Origin of the sequence: Bradyrhizobium sp. MOS003 (genome assembly GCF_003020125.1) — a bacterium.
GTDB lineage: Bacteria > Pseudomonadota > Alphaproteobacteria > Rhizobiales > Xanthobacteraceae > Bradyrhizobium.
In genome coordinates this window covers 173,174-193,137 of the sequence record NZ_PYFW01000007.1, presented here as the reverse complement: position 1 = coordinate 193,137, position 19,964 = coordinate 173,174, and the positions used below count along the sequence as shown (strand labels likewise).

At 64.8% G+C, this 19,964-nt stretch carries 24 protein-coding genes; 6 read left to right on the top strand and 18 right to left on the bottom strand.

What is annotated here, in order from left to right; genetic code table 11:
* Positions 1-113: 113 nt before the first annotated feature.
* The gene (locus C7G42_RS26760; RefSeq protein WP_106951919.1) at positions 114-494 is read right to left on the bottom strand and encodes a hypothetical protein; all 381 of its coding nucleotides are present in this window, start codon (positions 492-494) and stop codon (positions 114-116) included.
* A gap of 102 nt (positions 495-596) precedes the next feature.
* Here C7G42_RS26760 and C7G42_RS26755 point away from each other — a divergent pair, with 102 nt between their 5' ends.
* Together C7G42_RS26755 and C7G42_RS26750 are read left to right on the top strand one after the other, a co-directional pair.
* A complete protein-coding gene (locus C7G42_RS26755; protein WP_106951918.1) occupies positions 597-1,433 on the top strand; it encodes a DUF72 domain-containing protein in 837 nt (278 codons plus the stop codon).
* 8 nt (positions 1,434-1,441) lie between these two features.
* Complete coding sequence (locus C7G42_RS26750; RefSeq protein WP_106951917.1) at positions 1,442-1,903, top strand: DUF488 domain-containing protein; 462 nt, start codon at positions 1,442-1,444, stop codon at positions 1,901-1,903.
* A gap of 107 nt (positions 1,904-2,010) precedes the next feature.
* On the opposite strand, the gene C7G42_RS26745 is transcribed toward C7G42_RS26750, so the two are convergent.
* The 6 genes from C7G42_RS26745 to C7G42_RS26720 all read right to left on the bottom strand — a co-directional run bounded on the left by C7G42_RS26745 (position 2,011) and on the right by C7G42_RS26720 (position 7,947).
* Positions 2,011-2,925: a PhzF family phenazine biosynthesis protein gene (locus C7G42_RS26745; protein WP_106952032.1), complete on the bottom strand. Its 915-nt coding sequence runs from the start codon at positions 2,923-2,925 to the stop codon at positions 2,011-2,013.
* Positions 2,926-3,053: 128 nt separating this feature from the next.
* A complete protein-coding gene (locus tag C7G42_RS26740) occupies positions 3,054-4,361 on the bottom strand; it encodes an adenylate/guanylate cyclase domain-containing protein (protein ID WP_106951916.1) in 1,308 nt (435 codons plus the stop codon).
* A gap of 28 nt (positions 4,362-4,389) precedes the next feature.
* Entirely contained in the window at positions 4,390-5,553 is a 1,164-nt protein-coding gene (locus tag C7G42_RS26735) for an ABC transporter permease (RefSeq protein WP_106951915.1), read from the bottom strand.
* On the bottom strand, positions 5,550-6,482 hold the full coding sequence (locus C7G42_RS26730) for an ABC transporter ATP-binding protein (RefSeq protein WP_106951914.1): 933 nt from the start codon (positions 6,480-6,482) through the stop codon (positions 5,550-5,552). Before C7G42_RS26730 ends, C7G42_RS26735 begins: the two co-directional genes overlap by 4 nt.
* Positions 6,479-7,267 (bottom strand): HlyD family secretion protein, encoded by a 789-nt coding sequence (locus C7G42_RS26725; RefSeq protein WP_106951913.1) that lies wholly within the window; start codon positions 7,265-7,267, stop codon positions 6,479-6,481. Before C7G42_RS26725 ends, C7G42_RS26730 begins: the two co-directional genes overlap by 4 nt.
* Positions 7,264-7,947, bottom strand: coding sequence for a TetR/AcrR family transcriptional regulator (locus C7G42_RS26720; RefSeq protein ID WP_245427964.1), 684 nt, complete (start codon positions 7,945-7,947; stop codon positions 7,264-7,266). The genes C7G42_RS26725 and C7G42_RS26720 overlap by 4 nt, the downstream gene beginning before the upstream one ends.
* A gap of 105 nt (positions 7,948-8,052) precedes the next feature.
* On the opposite strand from C7G42_RS26720, the gene C7G42_RS26715 reads away from it, so the two are divergent.
* From C7G42_RS26715 to C7G42_RS26705, 3 genes are read left to right on the top strand one after another with little or no spacing between them, the layout of a single operon-like run.
* Positions 8,053-8,388: an ArsR/SmtB family transcription factor gene (locus tag C7G42_RS26715; RefSeq protein WP_106951911.1), complete on the top strand. Its 336-nt coding sequence runs from the start codon at positions 8,053-8,055 to the stop codon at positions 8,386-8,388.
* The gene (locus C7G42_RS26710) at positions 8,385-8,849 is read left to right on the top strand and encodes an SRPBCC family protein (protein WP_106951910.1); all 465 of its coding nucleotides are present in this window, start codon (positions 8,385-8,387) and stop codon (positions 8,847-8,849) included. The genes C7G42_RS26715 and C7G42_RS26710 overlap by 4 nt, the downstream gene beginning before the upstream one ends.
* Before the next feature lie 12 nt (positions 8,850-8,861).
* Positions 8,862-9,275, top strand: a complete 414-nt coding sequence (locus C7G42_RS26705; protein ID WP_106951909.1) for a GFA family protein — start codon at positions 8,862-8,864, stop codon at positions 9,273-9,275.
* A gap of 4 nt (positions 9,276-9,279) precedes the next feature.
* On the opposite strand, the gene adhP is transcribed toward C7G42_RS26705, so the two are convergent.
* The 11 genes from adhP to C7G42_RS26650 form a co-directional block, all read right to left on the bottom strand.
* A complete protein-coding gene (gene adhP, locus C7G42_RS26700; protein WP_106951908.1) occupies positions 9,280-10,305 on the bottom strand; it encodes an alcohol dehydrogenase AdhP in 1,026 nt (341 codons plus the stop codon).
* 135 nt (positions 10,306-10,440) lie between these two features.
* Positions 10,441-10,851 carry a DUF2000 family protein gene (locus C7G42_RS26695; protein WP_106951907.1) on the bottom strand — a complete coding sequence of 137 codons (411 nt, stop codon included), beginning with the start codon at positions 10,849-10,851 and terminating at the stop codon, positions 10,441-10,443.
* 80 nt (positions 10,852-10,931) lie between these two features.
* Entirely contained in the window at positions 10,932-11,321 is a 390-nt protein-coding gene (locus C7G42_RS26690) for a DUF4189 domain-containing protein (RefSeq protein WP_106951906.1), read from the bottom strand.
* Positions 11,322-11,512: 191 nt separating this feature from the next.
* On the bottom strand, positions 11,513-13,117 hold the full coding sequence (locus C7G42_RS26685; RefSeq protein WP_106951905.1) for an NTP transferase domain-containing protein: 1,605 nt from the start codon (positions 13,115-13,117) through the stop codon (positions 11,513-11,515).
* Entirely contained in the window at positions 13,114-13,815 is a 702-nt protein-coding gene (locus C7G42_RS26680) for an XdhC family protein (protein WP_106951904.1), read from the bottom strand. The genes C7G42_RS26685 and C7G42_RS26680 overlap by 4 nt, the downstream gene beginning before the upstream one ends.
* 2 nt (positions 13,816-13,817) lie before the next feature.
* Entirely contained in the window at positions 13,818-14,141 is a 324-nt protein-coding gene (locus C7G42_RS26675) for an XdhC family protein (RefSeq protein WP_007602422.1), read from the bottom strand.
* Positions 14,142-14,152: 11 nt separating this feature from the next.
* A complete protein-coding gene (locus tag C7G42_RS26670; protein WP_106951903.1) occupies positions 14,153-15,355 on the bottom strand; it encodes a vWA domain-containing protein in 1,203 nt (400 codons plus the stop codon).
* A gap of 145 nt (positions 15,356-15,500) precedes the next feature.
* A complete protein-coding gene (locus C7G42_RS26665; protein ID WP_106951902.1) occupies positions 15,501-16,436 on the bottom strand; it encodes an AAA family ATPase in 936 nt (311 codons plus the stop codon).
* A gap of 62 nt (positions 16,437-16,498) precedes the next feature.
* Positions 16,499-17,305 (bottom strand): FAD binding domain-containing protein, encoded by an 807-nt coding sequence (locus C7G42_RS26660; protein ID WP_106951901.1) that lies wholly within the window; start codon positions 17,303-17,305, stop codon positions 16,499-16,501.
* Between the two features lie 33 nt (positions 17,306-17,338).
* On the bottom strand, positions 17,339-17,824 hold the full coding sequence (locus C7G42_RS26655) for a (2Fe-2S)-binding protein (RefSeq protein WP_106951900.1): 486 nt from the start codon (positions 17,822-17,824) through the stop codon (positions 17,339-17,341).
* Positions 17,825-17,958: 134 nt separating this feature from the next.
* Entirely contained in the window at positions 17,959-18,405 is a 447-nt protein-coding gene (locus C7G42_RS26650; RefSeq protein WP_106951899.1) for an SRPBCC family protein, read from the bottom strand.
* A gap of 173 nt (positions 18,406-18,578) precedes the next feature.
* On the opposite strand from C7G42_RS26650, the gene C7G42_RS26645 reads away from it, so the two are divergent.
* Positions 18,579-19,934: a 3-carboxy-cis,cis-muconate cycloisomerase gene (locus C7G42_RS26645; protein WP_106951898.1), complete on the top strand. Its 1,356-nt coding sequence runs from the start codon at positions 18,579-18,581 to the stop codon at positions 19,932-19,934.
* Positions 19,935-19,964: the final 30 nt, after the last annotated feature.

Genomic DNA, 19,964 nt, shown 5'->3' with positions numbered 1-19,964 from the left:
GGAAACCCATCCCTGTTCCAGATAGGCCTCCTGATATCACGGATGCGCGCTGAGCCGGAAGGGCGCTGGGCGCCGAATGAGACGGCGCCGGCGTCTGCCCTGCTCGCCACTCGCTATTTCGACGGCGGCCTCTGCTTGACGAAGGCTGTCACGATGTCCTTCTGCGCGGCCTCCACCGCCCTGTTCGCGGTGGCGAGATGGGCGCCGGCATCGATATCGGGATATTGCGTGGTGAGATAGTCGAGCAGCGCCACCCGGTAATATTGCCGCTCCGACGGACAAGCGCCCGCGACCGAGCGGCCAAAATCCTGCTGCGACATTCCCTGATTGGTGTCGCGCGAATATTCCCGCGCCAGGCAATGCCAGTAATCGTCGCGGCCCTGCATGGCGAGCTTCTGCGCGCCTTTCGTATCGTCATCATCCGCCATGATCGGAGAAATCATGGCAGCAGATGTCATCATGACGAGCGCCGCTCCCAGCATCAGCATCCGCATCTTTTTCTCCCTTATCGCAGATCACAGAGCGACCTTAGACCGGACGCAGCAACTGGCCAATCACAACTGGTTTGATTAGGATGACGCATCCCCTCCACGTCGATGCGAGATCCCTCCGTGGCCAAAGCAAAAACCGCGTCCAAGAAATCAGGCAACATCTTCATCGGCGTCGGCGGCTGGACCTTCGAGCCCTGGCGCGGCGTGTTCTATCCGGAGAAGCTGACGCAGGCGAAGGAGCTGTCCTATGCCGCTTCGAAACTGACCTCGATCGAGATCAACGGCACCTATTACGGCTCGCAGAAGCCGGAGAGCTTTCGCAAATGGGCGAGCGAGGTACCCGACGGCTTCGTGTTCTCGGTGAAGGGACCGCGTTTCGCCACCAACCGTCGGGTGCTGGCGGAAGCAGGCGATTCCATCAAGCGGTTCTATGATTCAGGCGTGCTGGAACTCGGCGACCATCTCGGGCCGGTGCTGTGGCAGTTCGCGCCGACCAAGAAATTCGACGGCGCCGATTTCGGCAAGTTCCTCGAGCTGTTGCCGCGCAAGCTCGAGGGACGCGCATTGCGCCATGTCGTCGAGGTCCGCCACGACAGCTTCTGCACGCCGGACTTCGTGGCGCTGATCCGCGAATTCGAGACGCCCGTCGTGTTCGCCGAACACGGCAAATATCCGGCGATCGCCGATGTCGCCGGCGATTTCGTCTATGCCCGCCTGCAGAAGGGCAATGACGAGATCAAGACCTGCTATCCGCCGAAGCAGCTCGATGCCTGGGCCGAGCGCCTTCAGGCCTGGGCTTCGGGCGGTGAACCGGACGACCTGCCCAAAATCGACAAGACCAAGCCGAAGAAAGAACCGCGCGACGTGTTCGCCTATGTCATCCACGAAGGCAAGGTGCGCGCGCCCGCCGGCGCCATGGAATTAATCGCAAGGGTGAGCTGAGGTGGGCCATGGCAAAGGCGAAGAAGCTGTTCACCATCGGCTATGAGCAGACGCCGCCCAAGGCGGTGCTGGACGAACTCGAACAGGCCGGCGTCAAGCTCGTGGTCGACGTGCGCGCGGTGACGTCGTCACGGCGCCCGGGATTTTCCAAGAAGCAGCTGTCGGCAGGCCTGGACGCACGCGGCATCGCCTATGTCCACCTCGCTGCGCTCGGCACGCCGAAGGAAGGTCGCCTCGCTGCGCGCAGCGGGCAATATGATTTGTTGGAGAAGATCTTCTCAAAGCAACTGAAGTCGCCGGAGGCCAAAGAGGCGATGGACGAGCTCTCGGCGCTGGTGAAGAAGGCGGGCCCCGTATGCCTGCTCTGCTACGAGCGCGACCACACCCATTGCCACCGCCAGATGATTGCGGAGCTCATCGAGGAGCGCGATGCGGTTGCGGTGCGGAATTTGGTTGGGCGGCAGGTCTGACGGAATTCTCCATCATGGCCGGGCCTGTCCCGGCCATCCACGTTCTTCTTCCCTGTGGCCAAGACGTGGATGCCCGGGACAAGCCCGGGCATGACGATGGATGGAGCTCAGCCCTCGCCCGCGAGCCGGAACGTCCCCTCCATCATCTGCACGCATTGCCCACCAACATGCGCCGAGACGATCTTGCCGTCCTGCTTGCGCACGCGCGTCAGCAGGATACTCGGCCTGCCCATGTCAAAGCCCTGGCCGACGGTGAGCCTGAGTTCGCCATCGCGCACGGGATCGAGGTCGGCGAACAGTGCAGCCGCGGCAACCGTGGCGCTGCCGGTGGCGGGGTCCTCGGCGAAACCGCTGGTGCCGCGCATGAACATCCGCGCCTGGATATCGCAAGGCGCCTCCGCCGCGCCAACGTCCCGCGTGTAGAACCACACGGAGAACGCACCGTCACGCGGAAGCACCCTGCCGAAGGCGGCCGCATCCGGCCTTGCCCGCTTCAGCGCATCGCGCGAATGCAGCTCCGCCACCAGGAAAGGCGTGCCGACGCCAACGACCTGCGGCGCGTGGCGATCGGTCCTGATGTCATCGGCAGTCAATGAGATGCAGGCCGCAATGTCAGCGGCGGAAATTTCCGCCAGTCGTGACAGCGGCTGCGGAGCGGTCAATTCGGTGCTGACCACCTTGCCTTGCTCCCGACGAATGTCGACCGGCACGAGCCCCGCCTTCTCCTCGAACAGCAAACGCGGCTTCGACTCACTGGCGAGACTCGCCAGCACGAAAGCGGTCCCGACATTCGGATGGCCGGCAAAGGGAAGCTCCCGCACCGGCGTGAAGATGCGCACCTCGGCATCATTGGCCTTGTCGCGCGGCGGCAGCACAAAGGTGGTCTCGGAATAGTTGAACTCGGTCGCGACCGCCTGCATCTGCTTTGTCGTGAGCCCGCCGGCGTCGAGCACCACGGCGAGCTGGTTGCCGCCGAAGGCGCGATCGGTGAACACGTCGGCGGTGATGTAGCGGCGCTGCATCGTCTCTTCCTCATGCAAATCGCGGCCGCGAACGGCCGCATCGCGCGCAGTCTACAAGCCGAAAACATCACTCGTCATGCCCCAAAATTCGGAGCAATCGGAGCAATCGCCGATGCAAGAGGCGCGCCCTATCCGAGTTGAAACACCGCCACCTTCCGCTCATAGCCGCGCACCTCGACCTCACCGAGCGCAACGGCATCGTCACCGTCGTTGCCCAGCGCCTCGCGCACGGTCGCGGAAATCAGGAGCTGCGAACCGAACTCCTTGTTGAGGGCTTCCAACCGCGAGGCGAAATTCACGGTGTCGCCGATCACGGTATATTCCTTGCGCCGGGGCGAGCCGATATTGCCGGCGACGACCTCGCCGAAATGAATGCCGATACCGATGCGAAGCGGCCAGCTCGTCTGCGCGTTGATGCGGTCCATCGCGCTCAGCATCTCGCGGCCCGCGGCAACGGCACGCTGCGCCGCGTCTGAGGCCTCCAGCGGCGCGCCGAACAAGGCGAGAAAGCCATCGCCGAGAAACTTGTTCACGATGCCGCCCTGACGATCGAGAATGTCCACCAGCACTGCAAAGGCGCCGTCGAGCCGGTCGACCACCTCCTGCGGAGTGCGGGACTGCGCGCCCGCCGTGAAGCCGCGAAAATCGACGAACATCACCGCAACGCGGCGAACGTCTCCGCCCCCCGTGGTTCCCGCCGCCATCAGGCGCTCCACCACTTGCGGAGAGACATGCTGGCCGAACAGGTTCGTCACCCGGTCGCGTGCGTTGGCCGCCGCGATGCTCGCGGCAAACTGGCGGCGCAGCTGCGCGCCGACGGCGCCCGCCAGCACGCCGCAGATCAGGATGACGACGCTGCGCACGGCGTGGAAATAGATCAGGGGATCGCCGGCCTCGTCCGCCGAATTGTAGTACAGCGCGACGGACAGAAGCCCGGCTGCAGCCACGAAACCGGTGAATGCGGAGAGCCAGAAATCGAGCCGCAGGGTCGAGAGGATGACGAAGATGAAGTACATGAGCGGCACGGCGAAACCGAGCGCCTGGCTTGCGCCCATGGTGCGGGTTTGCAGGATCAGGATCACCGTGGGCAGCGACGTCTCGATCAGCGTGCCGATATAGCGTCTGACGACCGGTACGTCGCGATCGAGCCGCAGGTTCTGTCTGATCTGGGTGTGGACCCAGACCTCGAACAGAATGAAACCGGCGAGTAGAGCATAGACCGCGACAATCCCGTCCGAACCGCGCCACACCCGGTTCACCACGCCGGGGTCGATCAAATAAATCGAGGTGAGCAGCAGCATCATGATGCAGCCCGTCAGGATCAGTGCCCGCACCCGCAAGAGCTCGGTGCGCAACACCTCCCGCGTCAGCTCGCGCTCGAAATCCTCCGACAGCACGGCCTGGTGCCGCGTCTTCCTGCTCGCAAACCTGACCATTTGCCCTCGATTCCGAAGGCATTGTGCCTCAATCCAGCGTGCGGCGGAAGCGGGTCACGGCGATGGTCATGGCCAGCAGCATCAGGGCTGCCAGCGCCAGCGTGTCGAAGTGCAAGTTCTGCATGCTCGCCCCCTTCAGCATGATGGCGCGGACGATGCGCAGGTAGTGGGTCAGCGGCAGGCATTCGCCGACATATTGCGCCCAGGTCGGCATGCCCGCGAATGGGAACATGAAGCCGGACAGCAGGATGCTTGGCAGGAAGAACATCATCGACATCTGCATGGCCTGGAGCTGGTTCTGCACCACGGTGGAGATCGTGTAGCCGATCGACAAATTGGTGGTGATGAACAGTGTCGAGAGCAGTGCCAGCAGGAACAGATTGCCGAGCACCGGGACGCCGAACAGGCCGACGCCGATGCCGATGATGAGGAAGGCCTGCAGGAAACCGACCAGCACGTAAGGCACGATCTTGCCGAACATCACCTCGACCGGCTTGATCGGCATCGAGAGCAGGCTCTCCATGGTGCCGCGCTCGACCTCGCGCGTGACCGACAGCGCAGTGAAGATCAGCATGGTCATGGTGAGGATTGTGCCGACGAGACCCGGCACGATGTTGAGACTGGAGGATGCGGCCGGGTTATAGCGGGCGTGTGCGCGGATCTCGAACGGCATCTCCGGGGGATCGCCGATATAGAGATCGTGCTTGAGCGCGGTCTGCACGACCATACCGAGCGAACCGATCGCCGCACTGGCGGCCACCGGATCGGTCGCATCGGCCGCGACCAGCAGCGCCGGCCTGTCACCACGCCGCACCGCGCGCTCGAAGCCGCGCGGGATCTCCACGCCGAACAACACCTTGCCGGATTTCAGGAGGTTGTCGAAATCCTCGACATCATGGACTTCGTGGAGGAAGCGGAAATAGGCCGTGTTCTCGAGAGCTTTCAGGATCGAGCGGGCGAGATCGGAGTCCTCCTGCAGCAGCACCGCGCTCGGCAGATGGTGCGGCGTGGTGTTGATGGCATAGCCGAACAGCATCAGCTGCATCACCGGCAGCATCACGATCATCGCGAACGACACGCGGTCGCGCTTGAGCTGGATGAACTCCTTGATCAGCATCGCATAAGAACGCCGCAGGAAACCAAAGCGCTCACGGATTTCGCGGCGCGGCGCGGGAGGGTCGACGGCACTCATTGGAAATTGTCCTTGGAGCGACCCATCAGTTCGATGAACACGTCTTCCAGCGACGGCGACGATTGGTGCCAGTGCAAGCCGCTCTTTGCCCGCCAGGGCGCGATGCTGGCTTCGAGCGCGGCAACGTCGCGCCCCGAGACGTGCAGCGAGGTGCCGAACGGCGCCACCATGTCGATCCCCGGCTTGCCGGTGAGCGCGGCAGCGAGCTCGTTCAGCCCCTCGCCCGTTACAGTATAGGTCGTCAGCGCGGATTTCGCGATCACCTGCTCGACCGTGCCGTGCGCGAGCAGATGGCCGTAGGCGATGTAGGCGATCTCATGGCAACGCTCGGCTTCGTCCATGTAATGGGTGGAGACCAATACGGTGAGGCCATCGGCCGCGAGCGCGTGGATCTCGTTCCAGAAATCGCGCCGCGCCTTGGGATCGACGCCCGCCGTCGGCTCGTCCAGCAGCAGCAATTGCGGATTGGGGAGCGTACAGGCCCCCAGCGCCAGCCTTTGCTTCCAGCCGCCGGAGAGTTCGCCCGCCAGCTGCTCCTCGCGCCCGGATAGTCCGAGCCGCTTGACCATGTCGCGCGCGGCGCCGCGCGCGTCGGCGAGACCGTAGAGCCGCGCCACGAATTCAAGGTTCTCGCGCACCGATAGGTCCTGGTACAGGCTGAAGCGCTGGGTCATGTATCCGACCTGGCGCTTGATCTTTTCGGCGTCGCGCAAAATGTCGTAGCCGAGACAGGTGCCCTCGCCGCTGTCGGGCGTGAGCAGTCCGCAGAGGATACGGATGGTCGTGGTCTTGCCCGATCCGTTGGGGCCAAGGAAGCCGTAGATCGAGCCGCGCTTCACCTGCATCGACAGATCGTGCACGACCTCGCGGCCGCCGAACGATTTGGTCAGCCCCTTGACGTCGATTGCGATGCCGTTGTCGCCGTTCATCGCTTGTCCGCCACCGGGGTCTTCGGATTGAGATAGACGTCGATCGGTTGTCCGACCCGCAGCGCGTCGGGGCGCGACGGCCGCGCCTGGATCAGATAGACCAGCTTGTTGCGCTCATCGAGGCTGTAAATGACAGGCGGGGTGTATTCGGCCGAGGTCGCTATGAAGTAGATCTTTGCGGTGAGATCGGCCGCGCAATTGTCGCAGGAGATGCGCACCGTATCGCCGATTGCAAGCTTCGGCAGCGCGGTCTCCGGCACGAAGAAGCGCAGCTTCATGTTGCCGGGCGGCATGATCGACAGCACCGGACGCTGCGCCGCCACCATCTCGCCCTCGCGGAAATAGATCTGCTGGATGGTGCCGGCGACGGGCGCAAAGCCCTTGCGCCGCGCCATTCGCGTCTCCGATGTCGCCACCCGCGCTTCCGCGACGCGCAAGGCGGACACCGCGGAATCGAGATTGGCCTGCGTGCCCGAGCCAGTCTTGCTCAGCGAGGCCGCGCGATCGTAGGTCTGTTGCGCGTTGGCAAGCGTCGCCTTTTGCTGGTTGAGATCGGCGAGCTGAAGATCGTCGTCGACGGAATAGAGGGCATCGCCGACCTTGACCTCGTCGCCCTCGCGCACGCTGAGCTTCGTGACCCGCCCCGCTTCGTCAGGGCTGACGAAAATCATGTCGGCCTCGACCCAGCCCTGGAAGCCGGGATCGCGCTTGTCGTTGCAGCCGGCAAGGCCGCTTGCGAGCACGAGCGCCAATGCAACAACAAAAAACACCCGCGACGACCTCATGTCGTCCTCCGTTCGCCAAAAATCAAATCGAGATGGACGCGCAGCATCTCCTGGGCGTCGAGCGGCGCGTGCCGCGCAAACAGGCTTTGCCAGATCACCGCGATCATCGCCGGTGCGACCAGGATCTGCGGATAGCGCGCGAGGTCCTTCTCGTGGATCTCGCCGCGGGCGATGCCCAGCTCGATCAGCGCGCGCATGGCGGCGATCCCGCGCGAGACGACCTCGCGGTAGTAGAAGTCGGCGACGGCCGGAAAGCGCGGCCCCTCCGCCACGATCAGCCGCACCAAATCGCCGCGCCTGGTGCCGATGACTTCTTTCAGGAAATTGCCGGCAAAGGCCTCGATGAGGTCGCGCACCGATCCGGTGGGCGGCGGCAGCGCAGTCAGCCGCGCCACCACGGGCACGATGACGATGCGCACCAGCTCCTCGAACATCGATTCCTTGTCCTTGAAGTGCAGGTAGATCGTGCCCTTGGCGACGCCGGCACGCTTGGCGATGTCGTCGAGTCGCGTCGCGGCAAATCCGCGGGCGATGAACTCCTCCATCGCGGCGTCCACGATCGCCGCGCGCCGCTCCTGCGCCCGCGTAGCGCGGTTCGATGCAGGCGACTCTTCGCGGGCTACGGACGCTGGCTTGGCACTCTGTGCAGACTTGTCGGTGAGCTTGGTCGGCTTTCTCATGAGTAATAGTATGACTGACCAGTCAGTCATAGTCAACTTGAGGTCGAACGGACGAGCCATCCAATTAGTGTTGACTAATATATTAGCGCAGGCTAATTGAATGTTATGATCGAAGCCGCTGCAAACCCCGTCACCACCGTGATGCGCGCCCTCGCCGACCCGACCCGCCGGGCCGTGTTCGAGCGCGTGTTCGAGAGTAAGGAAATCACCGTCGCCGAGCTGACGCGCGGCAGCGGCGTAACCCAGGGCGCGATCTCGCAGCACCTGAAGTCGCTGAAACAGGCGGGCCTTGTCGCCGAGCGCGCCGAGGGCCGAAACGTCTATTACCGCGCTGCACCGCAGGGACTCGAACCGCTGGTCACCTGGATGGACCATTACGGCGTGTTCTGGCGCGAGCGCTTCCAGAATCTGCGTGACCTCTTGAAGGAGATCGATCCGTGAGTGCTGTTGCTTCGAATATCAAGACACAGGACATCGTCATCGACGAGGTCTTCCCTCACGCCGCCGCGACGATCTGGAAGGCGCTGACCAGCGCCCAATTGATTGCGCGCTGGCTGATGCCGCCGACCGGTTTCGAGGCCGTCGAAGGCAATACTTTCACCTTCAAGACCAATCCAGCCGGCGCGTGGGATGGCACGATCCATTGCCGCGTTCTGGAGGTCGTGCCCAACCAACTCTTCGCCTATGCCTGGAAGGGCGGCGACGCCAGCAATACCGGCTACGGCTCGGCGCTCGACACCGTCGTCACCTGGTCGCTTACGCCGGTGGAAGCAGGGACGCGCGTGCGCGTGGTACATTCGGGCTTCGTGACGCCGACGAACGACACGGCTTATCGCAACATGAGCGACGGCTGGGTCAAGGTGCTGCAGCGGCTCGATGCCATCTCCGGCGAAGACAAGTGAGGAAGCACCGCAATGGACAAGCCCTATACCGGCGGCTGCGCCTGCGGCGCGATCCGCTATTCGATTGCCGGTGAGCCCTTCTTCAGCAATCATTGTCAGTGCCGAGACTGTCAGCGGGAAAGCGGCAGCGGCCACGGCTCGTACGCGACGTTCGCGCGGGCCGGCGTCACGGTCACTGGCGAGGCCAGGCATTGGAACATGGCCGGCGACAGCGGAAATGTGAAGACGCGCGGCTTCTGCCCGCAATGCGGCGTCGCGGTCTACCTGACGTTCGTGGCGATGCCCGACATCTTCACCATCCGCGCCGCAAGCCTCGACGAGCCCACCCGCTACAGGCCGCAGGCGGTCACCTACGCGGCGCGCGGTCACGGCTGGGATTACCTCGATCCCGGACTGGTCAAGTTCGAAGGCATGCCGCCTGGATGAGGCGCTAGCCGAAATCAAGTACCATCCGACCATCGATCTTGCCGGCCTTCATCCGGTCGAAGACGTCGTTGATCTGCGCGAGCGGCACCTTCGTCACCTCGGCCTTCACCTTGCCGTCGGTCGCGAATGCGACGGCTTCATCGAGGTCACGCCGCGTGCCGACGATGGAACCACGCACGGTGATGCGCTTGAGCACGACGTCGAAGATCGGCGTCGGGAATTCGCCCGGCGGCAGGCCGACCAGGCTGACGGTGCCCTTGCGGCGCACCATCTTCAGCGCCTGGGCGAACGCCGCGGTCGAGACCGCCGTCACCAGCACGCCGTGCGCCCCGCCCCCGGTTGCCGCCAGAACCTTCTCGACGGCGCCGGCTTCGAGCGCGTTGACCGCGAGATCGGCGCCGGTTTCGCGCGCCAGCTTCAGCTTGTCCTCGGCGATATCGACGGCCGCGACCTTGAGCCCCATCGCCTTTGCGTACTGGATCGCGACATGGCCAAGCCCGCCGATGCCTGAGATCACGACCCACTCGCCGGGCCTGGCCTCAGTCTCCTTCAGTCCCTTGTAGGTGGTGACGCCGGCGCACAGGATCGGCGCGATCGCGGCGAAGTCGACCGTCGTAGGCAGCTTTGCAGCGAAGGCCGCCGAGGCGATGACATATTCGGCGAAGCCGCCGTTCACGCTGTAGCCGGTATTGTGCTGGTGCTCGCACAGCGTCTCCCAGCCGGTCTCGCAATATTCGCAAGACATGCAGGCGTCGTGCAGCCAGGCGACTCCGACGGCATCTCCGACTTTCAAATTCTTCACGCCGGGCCCAAGCGCGGCGACGATGCCGGCTGCCTCGTGGCCGGGAATGAAGGGCGGCACCGGCTTCACCGGCCAGTCGCCGGAGGCTGCATGCAGATCGGTGTGACAGACGCCGCAGGCCTTCACCTTGACCAGAATCTCGCCGGGACCAGGCTGCGGCACCGGTACGTCCTCGATCACCAGCGGCTTGCCGAATTGCTTGACGATTGCGGCTTTCATGGTCGGCATCGGTCTGCTCCTGTGCACTTTGGAGCAGAATAGCGACGACGCCCACGACTCCTTTGACGGGAGTCAAACCGCACAAAGTTTGCGCAAGCCGGCCCCATCATGACACCACGATGACGACGCGCGGATGCCGGCGTGTCAGCTATGGAACTTCAGCCCGTCGACGATCTTGTCGATCACCTTGCGCTCGGCGCGCATGGCGATGCCGACGAGATTGAGATCGTTGCGCGCCACCGCCCTCACCGCCTCGCGATTGGCGACATCGTGCGTGGTGCTGAACATGTCCTCGGTATAGACCGCCGGCTTGACGTTGCGCGCCAGCGCGCGGTCCAGCGCACGCGACAACGCCGGACCGTCGGCGCCGTAGATCAGGATCGGCTGTCCGATCAGCGCGTGATATTGCGTGCCTGATGCATCTTCATAGGCTTCGCCGATGCATTCGGGAAAAGCCGCGGCGATCCCGCTGGTGAGGAAGGACGCGACGTTGAGCTTTTGCCAGGCTTGAAGATCGGTACGGATCACGACCGCGATCTTGGTATCGAATTGCATGTGGTTCCTCAATTGTCATTCCGGATTCGATGCTACGCATCGCCCTGGAATGACAGCAAGAAGAATTAGCGCTCCAATAATCAACCCTTGGCGTCGCAAGCCCAGGCGCGGATCACGCATTCCTTGCCGCCGTATTTGTAGCATTCGCGCGTGGCGGCGTTGAGCGAGGCAGAGATCTTCGGCTTGACTGCATAGCCATACGCGCCGCAGGGGTTGGCGAGATCGACCGACACCGCGGCGCAGGCGCGCCTCATCGTCACGGTCGTGCAATCGCCCTTGCACTGCTTCTGCGCCGCGGCACGCGCTTCGTGCTCGTGGCCGTAATCAAAAGCCTGGCCATAAGCGCCGCACTTGCCGACTGCAATCGCGCCGGCGGCATGGGCTTCGGTGATGTAGCGGGCGCCGGAAACACAAACGGACAGCACAAAGAAAAACATCGCGCAACGGCGCGCGACGACATTCGAAACCATGGAAAACCCCTCCCCCGAGGCAGCGGAGGAACTTTAAGCCCGGGTCGTTTCCAGATGGTGAACGGGGGTTGAAATAGAGTCGAACGGGAGCTCTCGTAGGGTGGGCAAAGCGAAGCGTGCCCACGAATTGTAGCTTAGGTCGAGAGATGGTGGGCAGGGCGCTACGCGCCTTTGCCCACCCTACGGCACCGTCATCCGCCGCGGGCCGCCTCCAGCGCCTGCGGCGTGTCGATGTCGAGGAAAGCGCTCTCGCCATCGACCGGCACTTCGGTCACGGCCTCGGAGTGCTTGGCGATCAGATGGCGCGCGCCGACGTCGCCGTCGAGTGTCATTAATTCCTTGAAGAAGCGGCGCGACCACAGCACGGGATTGCCGCGGCGGCCTTCGCTCACGGGCACGACGATGAGATTGCCGCGATCCGGCGCAAAGCCGTCGATGAGACGGTCGATGAGGCCGGCATCGATCAGCGGCATGTCGCCGAGGCACACCACGGCGCCGTCGCAAGTGTCGGGGACGGCAACGATGCCTGATTTGACCGAGCTGGCGATCCCGCCGGCGAAATCCGGATTCTTGACAAACCGCACCTTCAGGCCTTGCAACGCCTGCTCGATCAGCTCGGTCTGATGGCCGGTGACCACGATCACCTCGGATGCTTTCGACGCCAGCGCCTGCTCGGTCGCGATCCGCACCAGCTTCTTGCCGTCGAGCTCGGCCAAAAGCTTGTTCGGTCCTCCCATCCGGGTCGAACGACCTGCCGCGAGCACGATGGCCGCGACCCGGTTGTTGCCCTCGATCTCGGGCGTCGCGCGAGGCTGCGGCCGCGTGACGATCTCCATCAGCAGGCCGCCCACGCCCATGCCCATCAGCTCGGCGCGCGTCACCTTGATGCCGGCGAGCAGCCGCATCAAGACCCAGTCAAAGCCATTCTCGACCGGCGAGCGCGCGCAGCCCGGTGCGCCCAGCACCGGGACATCGCCGGCGCGGGCGATCAGCAAGAGATTGCCGGGATCGACCGGCATGCCGAAATGCTCGATCTCGCCGCCCATGCCCGTGACGGCCGCCGGGATCACGTCGCGGCGATCGGCGATCGCGGAGGCCCCAAACACGATGACGAGCTCGGCCCCCAACGAGAGCAATTCCTTGATCGCGGCCGAGAGCGCCTGCTCCTCGTGCGGCACGCGCCGCTCGGCGATGATGCTGGCGCCGGCCGGCGCGAGCCGCTCGGCGGTGACGCGCAGCGTCTTGTCGATCACCTTGGAGGAGAGGCCCGGCAGCAGCGTCGAGACCACGCCGACGCGCTTGATCACGTAAGGCGCGATCTTCAGCACGTTCTGGCCGGCGGCTTTCACCGCGGCATCGCGCAAACTGCCATCGACGCCGAACGGGATGATCTTGACCGTGCCGACCATCTCACCCTCGACCACCGGCTTATATGCGGTGAGCGTCGCAAAGGTGATGGCCTCGTCGATGTTGTTGATGCGGTCGACCGCGGCGCGGTCGATCACCAGCACGCCCGGGCGCGCGGCGAATAGATTGGCACGGCCGGTGAAGGCGCGCTCGACACGGATGCCCTCGCCGCCGACGGCCAGCGCGATGCCGGCGGCCGCAACGTCCTCGGAGACGTCGCCCGCCTCCATGCGCACCACGACGATGTCCTTGATGCCGGCGCGCTCTAGGGCCTCAACCTCGACGGCGCCGATCGTCGTCCCCTTCTTCAGCACCAGCGGTCCCTGGCGCAGCGTGTGGACGGTTACGCCGCCGATTGCATCCTTGGGACTCGCGGGGCCGAATTTCATGCGGCCTCTTCTTTTTCCTTGGGTGGCAGGCGGAGCACCGCGGTGATCTCCGCCATGATCGACACCGCGATCTCGGACGGGGAGACGGCGCCGATCGCGAGACCAATGGGCGCGTGGATGCGCGCGATGTCGCTTTCCTTGGCGCCCTGCGCTCGCAGCCGGTCGCCGCGCTTGGCGTGCGTCTTCCGCGAGCCGAGCGCGCCGATATAGAAGCAGCCGCGCTCGAAGGCGTGCAGCAGTGCCGGATCGTCGATCTTGGGATCGTGCGTCACCGCGACGAAGGCGGTGTAGGCATCGACATTAAGCTGCGGCAGCGCGGTGTCCGGCCATTCGGCCACCAGCGGAATATCGGGGAAGCGCTCGGGGCTCGCAAAGGCCGTGCGCGGATCCACGACAGTGACGTCGTAGCCGAGCGAGCGCGCCAGCGGCGCCAAGGCCTGGCTGATATGGACCGCGCCGACGATGACGAGCTTCGCGGTCGGCGCATAGACGTTGAGGAACAGCTTCTTGCCGCCGGCCTCGACACTGGCGCTCTTGCCCATGCGGAGCTGCTTGTCCAGTTCCGCGCGCAGCGGATCCTTGGCGAAATCAGCTGATTTCACCAGGCGCTGCTCGCCGCTCTCGGTGTCGGTCACCAGAATCGCCGGCCGGCGCGCGGCGCGCTCGGCGTTGAGTTCGTGCAGGATCTCGAGCTTCACGGCTAACCCACCTTCTCGACGAAGACGCGGATGGTGCCGCCGCAGGACAGCCCGACGTTCCAGGCGGTCTCGTCGGCGACGCCGAACTCAAGCATCCGCGGCTTGCCGCTCTGGATCACGTCCATGGCCTCGGTGACCACGGCGCCCTCGACGCAGCCGCCGGAGACCGAGCCCAGGAACGTGCCCTCGTCGTTGATGACGAGGCTGGATCCCGCCGGGCGCGGCGCCGAGCCCCAGGTCTCCACCACGGTGGCGAGCGCGACGCCGCGGCCGGCCTTCTGCCAGTCCTCCGCCGCCTTCAGAATGTCCTCGTCGCGATCGAGCATGGCTTAACCTCTCAAGCTGCGGAACGGATCAGGTTGCGATGATGCGGCGGCAGCGGCCGCGAGAGCGTCGTAATCAGCTCCTGGATCGAGCTCAAATTATGTACCGGACGGAATTCGTCAACGTGCGGGAGCATCATTTTGATGCCCTGGGCCTTGGCTTCGAAGCCGCCGAACCGCAGCAGCGGGTTGAGCCAGATCAGCCGCCGGCATGACCGGTGCAGCCGGTCCATCTCGAAGGCCAGCTTGGAATCCGCCTCCCGCTCCAGCCCGTCCGATATCAGCAGCACGATGGCGCCCTGGCTCAGCACGCGTCGCGCCCACAATTTGTTGAAGTTGTGCAGCGAGGCCGAGATCCGCGTGCCGCCCGCCCAGTCCTCGACCGAGGCCGAGCAGTTCGCCAGCGCCTCGTCGGGATCGCGCTGGCGCAGCGCGCGGGTGACATTGGTCAGGCGGGTACCGAACAGGAACACCGAGACGCGCTTGCGCGCATCGCCGATGGCATGGAGGAAATGCAGGAACAGGCGGGTGTACTCGCTCATCGAGCCCGAAATATCGAGCAGCGCCACGATCGGCGCCGGCTTCTCGATCCGTCCCAGGCGATGGATATCCACGATGTCGCCGCCGGTTCGCAAGGAGGCGCGCAGCGTGCGGCGCAGGTCGAGGCGCAGCCCGCGAGCATCGGGCCGGTGGCGGCGCGTCAGGAGTTCGGCCTGCGGCAGCCGCATCCGCTCGACGGCACGCAGCGCCTCGGCGATCTCCGCGGCGCTCATCTGCGCAAAATCCTTCTTCTGGAGGATTTCCCTGTCGGACACCGACAGCCGCAGATCCTGCTCCTGATGCTGCGGCGTCTCGGTCATGCGCGGCTGTGACATCGCCTCCTGCACGCGGCGGGAGCCGGCCTGCGGCTTCTTCTTGGCCTCGTCCGGCAGCGGCACCGAATCCAGCATGTGCTTCCATTCTTCCGAGGCGCGGAAGAACAGGTTGAAGGCCTGCTTGAAGATCAGCGCATGCTCATGACGCTTGACGAAGATCGCCTCCAGCGTGGTGAAGACATCGGCGCGGTTGCCGATGTCGATCACCTGCAGCGCGCTCATGGCATCGATGACGGCGCCAGGACCGACCGGCATGCCGGCCGAGCGGAGCGCGCGGGCGAAGCCGACGATGTTGTCGGCGAATTGCTCGGTCTGCTCGGGGGCAAGGTGGTTGATGACCATGGTCTCGTATCCATCCCCTCGTCATTCCGGGCGCGCCTCTTGGCGCGAGCCCGGAATCCAGTCCACCGTCACCGCTGCACAATGGATTCTCAGGTGCGCAATTGCGCACCATAGCTCGCGCTGACGCGCGCCCCGGAATGACGGGCTAATCGCTCGTCGCTTCCTTCAGCACCTTCTGCAGGGTGTCGCCCTGCATGCGGGTGATGTCGTCCTGGTACTTGAGCAACGCGCCCAGCGTGTCGCCGACCACTTGCGGGGTCAGCGAGCGGGCATCGAGTTCGGACAACGCTGTGGCCCAGTCGATGGTCTCGGCGACACCCGGCGACTTGTAGAAGTCCTGGTTACGCAAAGCTTGGACGAAGCGCACGACCTGCTGCGACAGTTTGGCGGAGATGCCGGGCACGCGCGACTTGACGATCGCGAGCTCGCGCTCGGCGGCGGGATAATCGACCCAGTGATAAAGACAGCGCCGCTTCAGCGCGTCGTGAATCTCGCGGGTGCGGTTGGAGGTGATGATGACGATCGGCGGATGTGGCGCCTTGATGGTGCCGAATTCGGGGATCGTGACCTGGAAGTCGCTGAGGATTTCGAGCAGGTACGCCTCGAACGCCTCGTCGGCGCGATCGAGTTCGTCGATCAGCAGCACCGGCGGTCCCGCAACGTCGGGCTCGAGCGCCTGGAGCAGCGGCCGCTTGATCATGTAGCGGTCGGCGAAGATGTCGCTCGAGAGCTGGTCGCGGTCGGTGTCGCCGGCGGCTTCCGCCATCCGGATCGCGATCATCTGCGCGGCGCTATTCCACTCGTAGACCGCGGACGAGACGTCGAGACCCTCGTAGCATTGCAGGCGGATCAGCTTCCGCCCCAGCGCAGCGGACAAGACCTTGGCGATCTCGGTCTTGCCGACGCCAGCCTCGCCTTCCAGGAACAGCGGCCGGCCCATGCGCAGCGAGAGATAGGTCACCGTCGCCAGCGACCGCTCCGCGAGGTAGCCGCGTGAGGTCAGGAGTTCGAGCATCGCGTCGACCGATGCCGGCAAGCCCACTGAAGTATTGGCCCCGGAAGTATTGGCCGCTGAAGTCATGAAAAAGCCAGTCTCGCTATGCCCTCACTGAGGACAAGTTGGGGCCGAGGCGTGAGGTTACCTCACTCCTTGGCGTTGGCGGCATCGACGGCGCGCCGCGTCAGCACGCCGATGAGATGCGCGCGGTATTCGGCGCTGCCGTGGATATCGCTGTTGAGGCCCTCGGCCGGCACCTCGATTCCGTCGAGCGCCTTGGACGCGAAACGCTTCTTCAGCGCTTCCTCGAACGCGGTGACGCGAAACACGCCTTCGGAGCCGGCGCCGGTGACGGCAACCCGGACGTCCGATGGACGCCGCGCCACGAACACGCCGACCAGCGCATAGCGAGAGGCCTGGTTGCGGAACTTGATGTAGGCGGCCTTCTTTGGCAGCGGGAACATCACCTTGGTGACGATCTCGTCGGCTTCGAGCGCGGTTGTGAACAACCCCTGGAAGAACTCTTCCGCCTTGAGGCGGCGCTTGTTCGTGACGATGGTCGCGCCCAGCGCAAGCACGGCGGCCGGATAGTCAGCGGTCGGATCGTTGTTGGCGAGCGAACCGCCGATCGTGCCCTTGTGGCGCACGGCGGGATCGCCGATCTGGCTGGCCAGATTCGCCAGCGCCGGGATCGCCTCGCCGACGATCGCGGACGTCGCGACCTCGGCATGCTTGGCGGTGGCGCCGATCACCAGCGAACGGCCCTTCATCTCGATCGTGTTGAGCCCCTCGATATGGGAGAGGTCGACCAGATGCGGGGGGCTCGCGAGGCGCTGCTTCATCACGGGAATCAGCGTGTGGCCGCCGGCGATGATCTTGGCGTCTTCGTTCTTCACCAGGAGGTTGGCGGCCTGCCGCACGGTCCCGGGGCGATGATATTTGAATTCGTACATCTGAATGTCCTGATCGCGGGATCGTTGCGCGCTTTAGGCGAGATCTGATTTCGCCATCGCCTTGGCGCCGGCGGAGATCGAGGCGACGATGTTCTGGTAGCCGGTGCAGCGGCAGAGATTGCCTTCCAATTCTTCCCGGATCGTATGGTCGTCGAGCTCGTTGCCCTTGCGATGGACAAGGTCGATCGCGGTCATGATCATGCCCGGCGTGCAGAAGCCGCACTGCAGGCCATGGTGCTCGCGGAAGGCCTCCTGCATCGGATGCAACGGCGCGCCGTCGGCGGCCAGCCCCTCGATCGTCTTGACCTCATGACCGTCGGCCATCACCGCCAGCGTGGTGCAGGACTTTACGGCCTTGCCGTCGACATGAACGACGCAGGCGCCGCACTGCGAGGTATCACAGCCGACATGGGTGCCGGTCAGGCGCAGATTCTCGCGCAGGAACTGCACCAGGAGGGTGCGGGGATCGACGTTGGCCGTGACTGGATTGCCGTTCACGATGAGGGAGATTTTTGCCATAAGCACTCTCTATCAGCGCCCCGACGGGTCCCGTCGAAGCGGTTCTTATAATTATTCCAACCCATCATATGGGCCATTAAGCCCCGGGGCAACATCACCCGGGGCGCAAGGCGCCATGCTGAAGGCGCTGACCTTCAGCCCTGTACCGCCTTGGCGAAGTTCGCGAAAAATTCGTCGGCGAGCTTCTTGGCGGCGCCGTTGATCAGGCGCTGGCCGAGCTGCGCCAACTTGCCGCCGATCTGCGCCTCGACGTCGTAGGACAGCAGCGTGCCGCCGTCCTTCTCCGCCAGCTTGACCACCGCGCCACCCTTGGCGAAGCCGGCAACCCCGCCCTCGCCCTCACCCGAGATCCGATAGCCGTTCGGCGGATCGAGATCGGAAAGCGTGACCTTGCCCTTGAAGCGCGCCGACACCGGGCCGACCTTCATTTTCGCCGTAGCGCGAAAGCCGCCGTCCTCGGTCCTCTCGAGCTCCTCGCAGCCGGGGATGCAGGCCTTCAGCACCTCGGGATCGTTGAGCTTGGCCCACACGGCCTCGCGCGGCGCCGCAAGCTGGACTTCGCCGTTCATCGTCATGGCCATGAGGGTGCCTCCCGGATCGCGTAACTTATAATGCTGATCAAGTAACGCAGGGACGCGGCAAAGGAAAGGGCGGCGCCCGGTCAAGTGCAATGCATATTCGCAACTGCAAAAAGACGTGTCCGCCCGGTTGGGGATTGGCACGGCCGGGCCATGGTGATTAGGTCGCGCGCAATATGAGCACATCCCTCTCCCCCCTGCTCGCACCGATGCTGTCGAGCGCCGCCATGCGCGCGGTCTGCGATGACCGCTCGACCCTGCAGAACATGCTCGATTTCGAGGCAGCCCTGGCACGCGCGGAGGCCGCCACGGATGTAATTCCGGCCTCTGCTGTCGGGTCCATCGAGGCCGCCTGCAAGGCCGATTCCGTTGACATGGCGGCACTGGCCGAGGCCGCGACGCGATCGGGCAATCTGGCGATTCCCCTGGTCAAGATGCTGACCGCCAATGTCGGCAAAGCCGACACCGAGGCCGCGCGCTACGTGCATTGGGGCGCAACCAGTCAGGACGTCATCGACACGGCGACCATGCTCACGCTTCGCGCCGGTCTCCACGCTCTGGACGCCGACCTCAGCCGTGCCATCAAGGGATTTGCCGAGCTCGCACGAACCCATCGGGACACTGCGATGGTGGCTCGGACCTGGCTCCAGCACGCACTGCCAATGCCGTTCGGCCTGAAAGCTGCCGAATATGCCGCAAGCCTCGCCCGCTCCCGCTGTCGCCTGCGGCGGCTACGCCGCGAGGGCCTCGCCTTGCAATTCGGCGGCGCTGCCGGCACGCTCGCGGCCCTCGGCGACAAGGGGCTGGCAGTAGCCGAACGGCTGGCGCAGGAGCTGAACCTGCCGCTGCCGGCAGCGCCATGGCATACCCATCGCGACCGGATCGCGGAGGCCGCCTCATGCCTCGCGATCCTCGCCGGCAGCTGCGGCAAGATCGCGCGCGACGTCTCGCTGATGATGCAGACCGATGTCGGCGAAGCGTTCGAGCCGGCAGGCGAAGGCCGCGGCGGCTCCTCGACGATGCCGCACAAGCGCAACCCGGTCGCCGCCGCAAGCGCGCTGGGATGTGCAACCATGGCCCCACAGCTTGCCGCGACGATTTTTGCCGCGCAGGTGCAGGATCACGAGCGCAGCGCAGGCCCCTGGCATGCGGAATGGCCGACGCTGCCGCAATTGATGCTGGTCACCTCGGGGGCGCTGGCCGCCATCGTCGACATCGCCGAGGGCCTGGACGTCGACGCCGCGCGCATGCGCAGCAATCTCGATGCGACGCACGGGCTGATCATGGCGGAAGCGGCCACCTTCGCGCTGGCCGCCAAGATCGGCAAGAGCGACGCGCATCATCTCGTCGAGGCCGCCAGCAAGCGCGCGGTCGCCGAGAAGAAACATCTGCGCGAGGTGCTGTCGGCCGATTCGCACGTCACTGCGCATCTTTCGCCGGAAAAAATTGCGGCTTTGTTCGAGCCGATGGCCTATCAAGGAGCTTCCCAGGCTCTGATCGACCGGCTGCTCGCTTCATTGGATCTCCCTTGATGTCATTGCCGGGCTTGACCCGGCAATCCA

Excerpts from the sequence above, each read along its gene's own strand:
- C7G42_RS26760 (WP_106951919.1), bottom strand. The coding sequence starts at position 494 with ATGCGGATGCTGATGCTGGGAGCGGCGCTCGTCATGATGACATCTGCT.
- C7G42_RS26755 (WP_106951918.1), top strand. The coding sequence starts at position 597 with ATGCGAGATCCCTCCGTGGCCAAAGCAAAAACCGCGTCCAAGAAATCA.
- C7G42_RS26750 (WP_106951917.1), top strand. The coding sequence starts at position 1,442 with ATGGCAAAGGCGAAGAAGCTGTTCACCATCGGCTATGAGCAGACGCCG.
- C7G42_RS26745 (WP_106952032.1), bottom strand. The coding sequence starts at position 2,925 with ATGCAGCGCCGCTACATCACCGCCGACGTGTTCACCGATCGCGCCTTC.
- C7G42_RS26740 (WP_106951916.1), bottom strand. The coding sequence starts at position 4,361 with ATGGTCAGGTTTGCGAGCAGGAAGACGCGGCACCAGGCCGTGCTGTCG.
- C7G42_RS26735 (WP_106951915.1), bottom strand. The coding sequence starts at position 5,553 with ATGAGTGCCGTCGACCCTCCCGCGCCGCGCCGCGAAATCCGTGAGCGC.
- C7G42_RS26730 (WP_106951914.1), bottom strand. The coding sequence starts at position 6,482 with ATGAACGGCGACAACGGCATCGCAATCGACGTCAAGGGGCTGACCAAA.
- C7G42_RS26725 (WP_106951913.1), bottom strand. The coding sequence starts at position 7,267 with ATGAGGTCGTCGCGGGTGTTTTTTGTTGTTGCATTGGCGCTCGTGCTC.
- C7G42_RS26720 (WP_245427964.1), bottom strand. The coding sequence starts at position 7,947 with ATGAGAAAGCCGACCAAGCTCACCGACAAGTCTGCACAGAGTGCCAAG.
- C7G42_RS26715 (WP_106951911.1), top strand. The coding sequence starts at position 8,053 with ATGATCGAAGCCGCTGCAAACCCCGTCACCACCGTGATGCGCGCCCTC.
- C7G42_RS26705 (WP_106951909.1), top strand. The coding sequence starts at position 8,862 with ATGGACAAGCCCTATACCGGCGGCTGCGCCTGCGGCGCGATCCGCTAT.
- adhP (WP_106951908.1), bottom strand. The coding sequence starts at position 10,305 with ATGCCGACCATGAAAGCCGCAATCGTCAAGCAATTCGGCAAGCCGCTG.
- C7G42_RS26695 (WP_106951907.1), bottom strand. The coding sequence starts at position 10,851 with ATGCAATTCGATACCAAGATCGCGGTCGTGATCCGTACCGATCTTCAA.
- C7G42_RS26690 (WP_106951906.1), bottom strand. The coding sequence starts at position 11,321 with ATGGTTTCGAATGTCGTCGCGCGCCGTTGCGCGATGTTTTTCTTTGTG.
- C7G42_RS26685 (WP_106951905.1), bottom strand. The coding sequence starts at position 13,117 with ATGAAATTCGGCCCCGCGAGTCCCAAGGATGCAATCGGCGGCGTAACC.
- C7G42_RS26675 (WP_007602422.1), bottom strand. The coding sequence starts at position 14,141 with ATGCTCGATCGCGACGAGGACATTCTGAAGGCGGCGGAGGACTGGCAG.
- C7G42_RS26670 (WP_106951903.1), bottom strand. The coding sequence starts at position 15,355 with ATGGTCATCAACCACCTTGCCCCCGAGCAGACCGAGCAATTCGCCGAC.
- C7G42_RS26665 (WP_106951902.1), bottom strand. The coding sequence starts at position 16,436 with ATGACTTCAGCGGCCAATACTTCCGGGGCCAATACTTCAGTGGGCTTG.
- C7G42_RS26660 (WP_106951901.1), bottom strand. The coding sequence starts at position 17,305 with ATGTACGAATTCAAATATCATCGCCCCGGGACCGTGCGGCAGGCCGCC.
- C7G42_RS26655 (WP_106951900.1), bottom strand. The coding sequence starts at position 17,824 with ATGGCAAAAATCTCCCTCATCGTGAACGGCAATCCAGTCACGGCCAAC.
- C7G42_RS26650 (WP_106951899.1), bottom strand. The coding sequence starts at position 18,405 with ATGGCCATGACGATGAACGGCGAAGTCCAGCTTGCGGCGCCGCGCGAG.
- C7G42_RS26645 (WP_106951898.1), top strand. The coding sequence starts at position 18,579 with ATGAGCACATCCCTCTCCCCCCTGCTCGCACCGATGCTGTCGAGCGCC.